This is a genomic window from Collinsella aerofaciens (assembly GCF_015670795.1).
Lineage (GTDB): Bacteria > Actinomycetota > Coriobacteriia > Coriobacteriales > Coriobacteriaceae > Collinsella > Collinsella aerofaciens_Q.
On record NZ_JADPCJ010000046.1, the window covers coordinates 1 to 7510 of the forward strand.

Below are 7510 nucleotides of genomic sequence, written 5' to 3' on the forward strand. Positions count from 1 at the left end.
CAGGGATTAGTTCTCCTTCCGGTAAGGGCCCAGGTAGACTACCTGGTCGATAGACGGCAGGTGCAAGGGCGGCGACGCCCTCAGCCGAGCCGCACTAATCGCCCGAGCTCTTCCGGAACCGCACCTCGCGGCCCGCGGGACAAGCGCTCACGCGCGGTCCGGGCACGAGGATGCCCCCGAGTCACCTTTCCTATGCGCCATGCGGCCCCCAGGGCACGTGTAGAGTGAGACCCAGGACACCGTAACGGTGGGCGCCGCCCACCGGTCAGCGGCCAGAGCATGGGGGGCACGCCCGGTCCCGTTCCGAACCCGGAAGCTAAGCCCCATCGCGCCGAGAGTACTGCGGGGTCAGCCCGTGGGAGGCCAGGGCGCCGCTGACCGGTGGACGGCACCGAGCCGTACGCTTGAACTGAGAAGGGGGAGGCCTCGCGGCCTCCCCCTTTTTGCGTTTACGGGCTTTTGTCTCACATAGTAGCTGTGTTTTATAACCCTCGTTTGTCGCATCTTCTGTGAACGGGCTACAATAACTTAGTCTGTGCGATATGGAGGTGAACATGGCTGAAGCTGGTATCGGCGTTGATATCGTCGAGATTTCCCGGATGAAATCAATTCTTGAAAAGACGCCGTCGTTTGCTCGGCGTGTGTTTACCGAAGAAGAGCGTGCGTATTGCGATGTATCATCGCGTCCCGCTGCTCACTATGCGAGCCGCTTTGCTTCGCGCGAGGCGGTGCTTAAAGCTCTCGGCACGGGTTTTAGTCAAGGCGTTGGTCGCAAGGATGTTTCGGTTACGCGTGATAAACTCGGCAAACCGAAGGCGCTGCTTTCGGGCCGTGCTCTCGAGATCGCTCAAGAGCTGGGTGTTGTTGAGGTCGCTCTTTCCATTACGCTTACAGGAGACTTAGCCGTTGCGAATGCCATCGCGATTACCGAAGATGCTCGGCCTAAGCCAAAAGATGAAAAGGTGAGCACCAAGAAACGCGTAGCGCAGACATTTAAAGAGGCTCGCTCTGTTTTAGATGAGCTTGAGCAGCTGCAGAATTCAGCATTGACGGAGCACCTGGGCGATGCTTCGCAAGATACGCTAGGAGCATAGATGAAACCGGTTTTGAGTACCGAAGAAGTCGTTCGTCTCGAGGATATCATCGAACGCGAAGGGACTTCGAAGGCCGAGCTTATGGAGCTAGCGGGTGAGTTTGCCGCCAACGAGGTCTTGAAGCTCAATCCCGATCGGGTTCTCGTTCTGGTCGGTTTTGGTAATAATGGCGGCGACGGTTGGGTTGCCGCCGATATCCTGAGCCATAAGGGCGTGGACGTCGATATCGTTTCTCCGGTTGAGCCGGATGAGATTCCTGCTGCTCTGGCACGTCATGTTGCTCGTCGTACTGCCGGCCGCGATGTGCACGTTTGCGTTGGCCCCTCGCGTGACGAACTCGAGGTTTTGATCGATAAGGCCGATGTTGTTGTCGATGCCATTTTTGGTACCGGTTTCCATGGGAATCTGCGTGCGCCGTTCTCCATCTGGATTCCTACGGTCAATGAATGCGCCGATTGTGTCGTATCCATTGATGTCCCCTCGGGCCTGAATGCCGAGACGGGCGTTGTTGATGACGACTGCATTCGTGCCGAACATACGGTGACGATGATTGCGCCCAAGATTGGTCTGTATAGCGCTGATGGCCCTGAGTATGCTGGCGATTTGATCTGCGGCAATCTTTACGACCGTCTTGACGAGGTCATCGATGATGTCGACCACGCCGCCGAGATTGTCGAGCCCGGTGACTTAGTTGATTACTTTGCCCCACTACCTACGAATATCGATAAGTATTCCCGTGGCTCTGTGCTTATTGTCGCCGGATCTGCGCAATATCCTGGTGCTGCCATTATGGCGGCCAAGTCTGCAGCTCGCGCGGGTGCTGGTTACGTGGCAGTCGCGGCTCCTGACGCCTGCGCTAATCTTATTCGCATTGCACTTCCTTCGATTCCCGTCTTTGCTATTCCGTCTGATTCCCGCGGCTCCTTTGGCGCCGCTGCGCGCATGACGGTGTGCGAGATTGCAAAGAAGTACAGCTGCGTACTGTGCGGTCCCGGTATGACGACGTCTGCCGGCGCTATGCAGGTGGTTTCGGGCTTGCTCGAGCTTGATGTACCGCTTATTTTGGATGCCGATGCACTCAACTGCCTTGCTAAGATTGCCATTGACGGTATTGATAGTAACCCCGAGATGTATCGTCGCGAGCAGCCGTTGGTTATGACGCCGCACTATCGTGAGCTTTCGCGTCTGGTTGCCGGTGACGAGGTGAACGACCTTGGTACCGCGATTGCAGCCGCGCAGAAGGTTGTCTGGGCTGCAGGCTCCGACAATCTGGTGGTCATTGCCAAGGGGCCGACGACGGCTATCTGTGGCGTTGAGCGTGTGCTGCTGCCACTTTCGGGTCCGGCTTCTCTGGCAACTGCCGGTTCGGGTGATGTTCTCGCGGGTATTTTGGCCGGCACGCTTGCCACCATGCGCGACGAGATGGATCGTTGGGAGTTGCTGTATTCGTACGCCGTCGCACTTCACAGCTACGCCGGTTTTGCCGCGGCGACGGAGTATGGTGAGAAGAGCGTTATCGCGACCGATCTTATCGACTTGATTGGTCCTGCCATGGAGCTGGCGGCAAAGGATGCGCTCGAAGATCTGGGAATCATGGACGAAGGGTCGGATGACTAATCATGAATAAAGCCGATTTGACGCGCTGGTCCTGGGTCGAGATCGACCGTGGGGCGCTCCGTCGCAACACGAGGGCCTATAAGAACTTGCTGAATCCACGTCAGCGCCTGTGCTGCGTGGTCAAGGCCGATGCTTATGGTCATGGAGCTGTTGAGTGCGCCAAGATCATGTATTCGGCCGGTGCCGACATGTTTGCCGTGGCGACGGTTAACGAGGGCATTGAGCTCCGACAGGGCGGGATTACGAAGCCCATCCTCATCCTAAGCGAGCCGCCTATCGAGGCCATTCCGACGTTGCTCGAGTTTGATATCATGCCCTCGGTCTATACGTCTGACTTTGCTCTTGCGTATGGCGAATGTGCCGTCGCGGCGGGCAAGGTGGGCAAGTATCATCTCGCCATCGAGACAGGTATGAATCGTATCGGCGTACACTACACGCAGGTGCTCGACTTTGTGCGCGGTATTAATTTCCATCGCGGTATTCAGTGCGACGGCGTATTTACGCACTTCGCCACGGCCGATGAACCTTCGGGCTGGGACTACAAACTGCAGTGTCAGCGCTTTACCGAGGCCGTTCAGGCCATTAAGGATGCGGGCTTTGAGTGCGGTATCGTGCACTGCGCCAACACGCCGTCCTCGATGCTCGACCCCTCGATGCATTTTGATATGATTCGCGCCGGCGTTGGCTTGTATGGCATGCAGCCGTGCGAGCTGAGTGGCCGCGTGATGCAGCTTGATCCCGTTATGAGCGTCCATGCGCGCGTGACGCGTGTGGCACACCCTGCGATGGGTGAGGGCGTGGGCTACGGTTTTACCTACCGCGTACCGCGCACGCGCGTTCAGATCTGCACGCTGCCGATCGGTTATGCCGACGGCCTATCGCGTACGCTTTCCAATCGTATGGATGTGCTGTATCGCGGCGAGCGCGTGCATCAGGTTGGCAATATCTGCATGGACCAGTTTATGGTCGCCATTCAGTCCAACCCGGCACACGAGATTCCCGAGGCCGAGTATGGTGACGAGATGATTATTGTCGGCCGCGATGGCGATGCCGAGATCACTATGGACGAGATGGCCCGACTGCGCGGAACGATTAACTACGAGGTCGCCTGCGGCTTTGGCATGCGCCTCGACAAGGTCTACGTGTAGGAGTCGCCATGGGCGTCATGCACATCCCCGGCCATACCCATCAGGCACCACGTGAGGTCGCACTCGAGGAGATCGAGGCCGTTCTGGGCGATTGTCACCTCTGCCAGCTCTACCAGTCGCGTCACAATATCGTGTTTGGCGTGGGAAACCCCCGCGCCCGCGTCATGTTTATCGGTGAGGCGCCGGGTCGCAACGAGGATTTGCAGGGCGAACCGTTTGTGGGGGCGGCGGGAGAAGACCTCAACGGCATTTTGTCGCTGGCGGGGCTCAAACGCGAAGACGTCTACATTGCCAATGTGCTTAAGTGCCGCCCGCCGGGAAACCGCAATCCGCGTCCCGAGGAAGTGCTGGCTTGCTCGCCGTTTTTGCGTGAGCAGATTCGAAGCATCTGGCCCGATATTATCGTGACGCTCGGCAACCCCGCGACGCACTTTGTGCTTAAGACCGAGATTGGCATTACTAAGCTGCGCGGTAGGTTCCACCAGATGGGGCATTTTGTAGTAATGCCTACTTTTCATCCGGCAGCAGCGCTGCGCAATCCGGCGTGGCAGGAGCTGCTGGAGGAAGACTTTAAGATGCTGGGCGATTATCTGGAGCGACATCCCGCACCAGAGGACGCCTCGGAATAATAAGGAGCATATATGTCCCTGGAGCGCCTGGGGGTAGGTACTTACAAAACGACTTGCGCTGCCGATACGGAGTACTTTGGCGAGCTAATTGCACCGTGCCTTGAGGACGGCGATGTGCTCATCCTGACCGGTGGCCTGGGGGCGGGCAAAACTCACTTTACCAAGGGCGTCTCGCGCGGGCTGGGCGATGGGCATATGGTTACGAGCCCTACGTTTGCGCTCATGGCCGTTCACGATCAAGGCCGTATTCCGCTGTTTCACTTTGATCTATACCGCCTGGAGCATGCCTACGAGCTCGAGGATACGGGCATTTTCGATGTGCTGGGCTATGAGGGTGCTTGCCTGCTGGAATGGGGCGAACAATTCCAGGACGAGCTGACGGATGAGTATCTTTCGGTGACGCTCAAGCGTGATGAGGGCGACAGCGATGTGCGAACGATAACGCTCGAGGCGCACGGTGACCGCGCAATGGAGCTTTCCCATTTGATTGATAAGGCTGTACAAGATGAGCTTGCATAACGACAACGCGCTGGTGGTGGCGCTCGATACCTCGACCGACATGCTTGCCTGCGCGGCAAGTTGGATTGATAGACAGACGGGCGAGACGAAGCTCGTGAGTGGCGACCACATGTGTCGCCGTCACGCCAACGTTGAGCTCGTGAATACCGTTGATGGCGTGCTGGCTCAAGCCGGTCTGGATCGCAGCGATGTTGGTTGCTACGTGGTCGGCCGCGGCCCGGGGTCGTTTACGGGTGTGCGCATCGGCATCTCCACTGCCAAGGGCCTCGCACGTGGTGCCAATGTTCCGCTGCTGGGCGTGTCAACGCTTGACGCTTGCGCTTGGACGGCGTGGAAGGCTGGCGTGCGCGGCAAGCTTGGTATCTTGGCCGATGCCATGCGCGGTGAGGTATATCCGGCGCTGTATATGCTGGTCGATGAGGGCCCCGAGCGTCAATTTGAGCGCGAACACGTGGTCAAGGCCGCCGTGGCGCTTGATGAGTGGCGTCAGACCGCGGGCTGGGATCAGGTTCAGCTGACCGGTGACGGTCTCGTGCGCTATGGCAAGCTGCTGGGTGGGGACGAGACCGCTCGCTGTGTGGAGCGCGACCTGTGGTGGCCTTCGGGCGAGGGCTTGCTGCTCGCGCACGCTGCGGGTGACGGCGATCCGGCTCGCGTCCTGCCGATTTACACGCGCCTTTCGGATGCCGAGGAAAACGAGCGCAAGCGTCTTGGTCTTGCCGAGAGTGCGCAGAGCGAAATTACGGGCGTTGCTGATGAGCTCGCCGGTCGTCATCTGCAGTTCCGTCCCATGGGCGCGGCGGATGCCGAGGGCGCGAGCGCGCTAGAGGCTGCCTGCTTTGAAGGTGCCGGACACGAGGCGTGGACGCCGGGCATGTTCCTGTCCGAACTGGGCGAGGACGTCGCTGCGCCGCGTAGTTGGTGGGTGGCACACGACGACGGCAAGCTGCTGGGCCTTGCCGGCGGTATGGTCGTGGACGGTGATGTGCAGATTCTGGATGTCGCCGTCGACTCGGCACATCGCCGTGAGGGCATTGCCCGCAAGCTGCTGTCGCATGTGAGCTATGATGCCCAGATGCTCGGCTGCACCACGGCTTCGCTCGAGGTCGAGGACGGCAACGAGGGCGCGATTGCGCTCTATGCCGCTCTGGGCTTTACCGAGGTGGGTCGTCGTCGTGGCTACTACGGTGTCGGCAAAGACGCCATCGTCATGACGGCCCCACTTCCCCTCGTACTTCCGGTCGATAACGCCTCGCCCGAGCCGACGGCAGCCGAGCAACGCGTATGGCCGCTGCCTGCGCCTGGGCGCTCCGAGGGGGAGCGCGCCGAAATTGAGCGCCGCCGCCTGGTGCTCGCTATCGAGAGTTCCTGCGACGAGACGGCCGTGGCGATTATCGATGCGGATGGCAATATGCTGGCCAACCAGGTGTCGACACAGATTGATTTTCATGCCCGCTTTGGCGGCGTGGTGCCCGAGATCGCCTCGCGCAAACACGTTGAGGTGATTGTGAGTGTCGTGGATGCGGCGCTCGAGGATGCCGCAGCATCGCTTGGTCTTGAGGGTGGAGCCATTGCTCCCAGCGAGCTTGCCGCCGTGGGCGTGACACAGGGTCCGGGCCTGGTGGGCGCCCTCGTGGTGGGCGTTGCCTTTGCCAAAGGCTTTGCCTACGCTGCCGGTAAGCCGCTCGTATGCGTCAACCATCTGGAGGGGCACCTGTTTGCCAACCTGCTGGCGCAACCCGACCTCAAACCGCCGTTTATCTTCACGCTTGTCTCGGGTGGGCACACCATGCTCGTGCACGTGAAGGCGTGGGGCGACTACGAGGTGCTCGGTGAGACGCTCGACGACGCTGTGGGCGAGGCCTTCGACAAGGTAGCCAAGGCATTGGGTCTGGGCTATCCCGGTGGCCCCATCATTTCCAAGCTGGCCGAGACGGGCAACCCCAAGGCGATCGATTTCCCCCGTGCGCTTAACAGCAGAGGAGACTATCGCTTCTCGCTTTCGGGCCTTAAAACCGCTGTGACGCTCTACATTGAACAGGAGACCAAGGCCGGGCGCACGATTCACCTGCCCGATCTGGCGGCTTCGTTTGAGGCAGCTGTCTTTGACGTGCAGTACAAGAAGGCCAAAAACGCACTGCACGCTACCGGATGCAAGGAATACTGCATCGGTGGCGGCGTCTCGGCCAACCCGCATCTGCGCGAGATGATGATCAAGAAGCTTGGACGTCAGGGGATTCGCGTAACGGTGCCGCCCTTGTCTGCCTGTACCGATAACGCAGCCATGATCGCGGAGGTCGCCCGCCGTAAATTCGACCGAGGTGAAATCTCGCCGTTCGACGTCGACGCCGATCCAAACATGACGCTGTAGTCGTACGGGTGCGGTCCCCGACGCTGCCCGGGCGCCAGCGGCCGCATATGAACTTTCCTGCTCTACAGTCCTGCTCACGACGGAGGCCACATTAAGTGGCCTCCTGTTCGTGCGGAACTCGCGATAAAGTTC

The 7510-nt window shown here is 59.5% G+C and carries 6 protein-coding genes and 2 rRNA genes; all 8 read left to right on the plus strand.

What is annotated here, in order from left to right:
• Window positions 1-119 (plus strand): 23S ribosomal RNA (locus I4W09_RS09955); the annotation flags it as partial.
• A gap of 145 nt (window positions 120-264) precedes the next feature.
• Window positions 265-380: ribosomal RNA gene (rrf, locus tag I4W09_RS09960) — 5S ribosomal RNA — on the plus strand.
• A 174-nt stretch (window positions 381-554) separates the two neighbouring features.
• Window positions 555-1094 (plus strand): holo-ACP synthase, encoded by a 540-nt coding sequence (gene acpS / locus I4W09_RS09965; protein WP_117736900.1) that lies wholly within the window; start codon window positions 555-557, stop codon window positions 1092-1094.
• Entirely contained in the window at window positions 1095-2711 is a 1617-nt protein-coding gene (locus I4W09_RS09970) for an NAD(P)H-hydrate dehydratase (RefSeq protein ID WP_161144597.1), read from the plus strand.
• A 2-nt stretch (window positions 2712-2713) separates the two neighbouring features.
• Window positions 2714-3859 (plus strand): alanine racemase, encoded by a 1146-nt coding sequence (alr, locus tag I4W09_RS09975; RefSeq protein ID WP_148332862.1) that lies wholly within the window; start codon window positions 2714-2716, stop codon window positions 3857-3859.
• Between the two features lie 8 nt (window positions 3860-3867).
• Window positions 3868-4488, plus strand: coding sequence for a uracil-DNA glycosylase (locus tag I4W09_RS09980; protein ID WP_006235848.1), 621 nt, complete (start codon window positions 3868-3870; stop codon window positions 4486-4488).
• A 12-nt stretch (window positions 4489-4500) separates the two neighbouring features.
• Complete coding sequence (gene tsaE, locus I4W09_RS09985) at window positions 4501-5007, plus strand: tRNA (adenosine(37)-N6)-threonylcarbamoyltransferase complex ATPase subunit type 1 TsaE (protein WP_196034050.1); 507 nt, start codon at window positions 4501-4503, stop codon at window positions 5005-5007.
• Window positions 4994-7378, plus strand: coding sequence for a tRNA (adenosine(37)-N6)-threonylcarbamoyltransferase complex transferase subunit TsaD (gene tsaD, locus I4W09_RS09990; RefSeq protein WP_196034052.1), 2385 nt, complete (start codon window positions 4994-4996; stop codon window positions 7376-7378). The genes tsaE and tsaD overlap by 14 nt, the downstream gene beginning before the upstream one ends.
• Window positions 7379-7510: the final 132 nt, after the last annotated feature.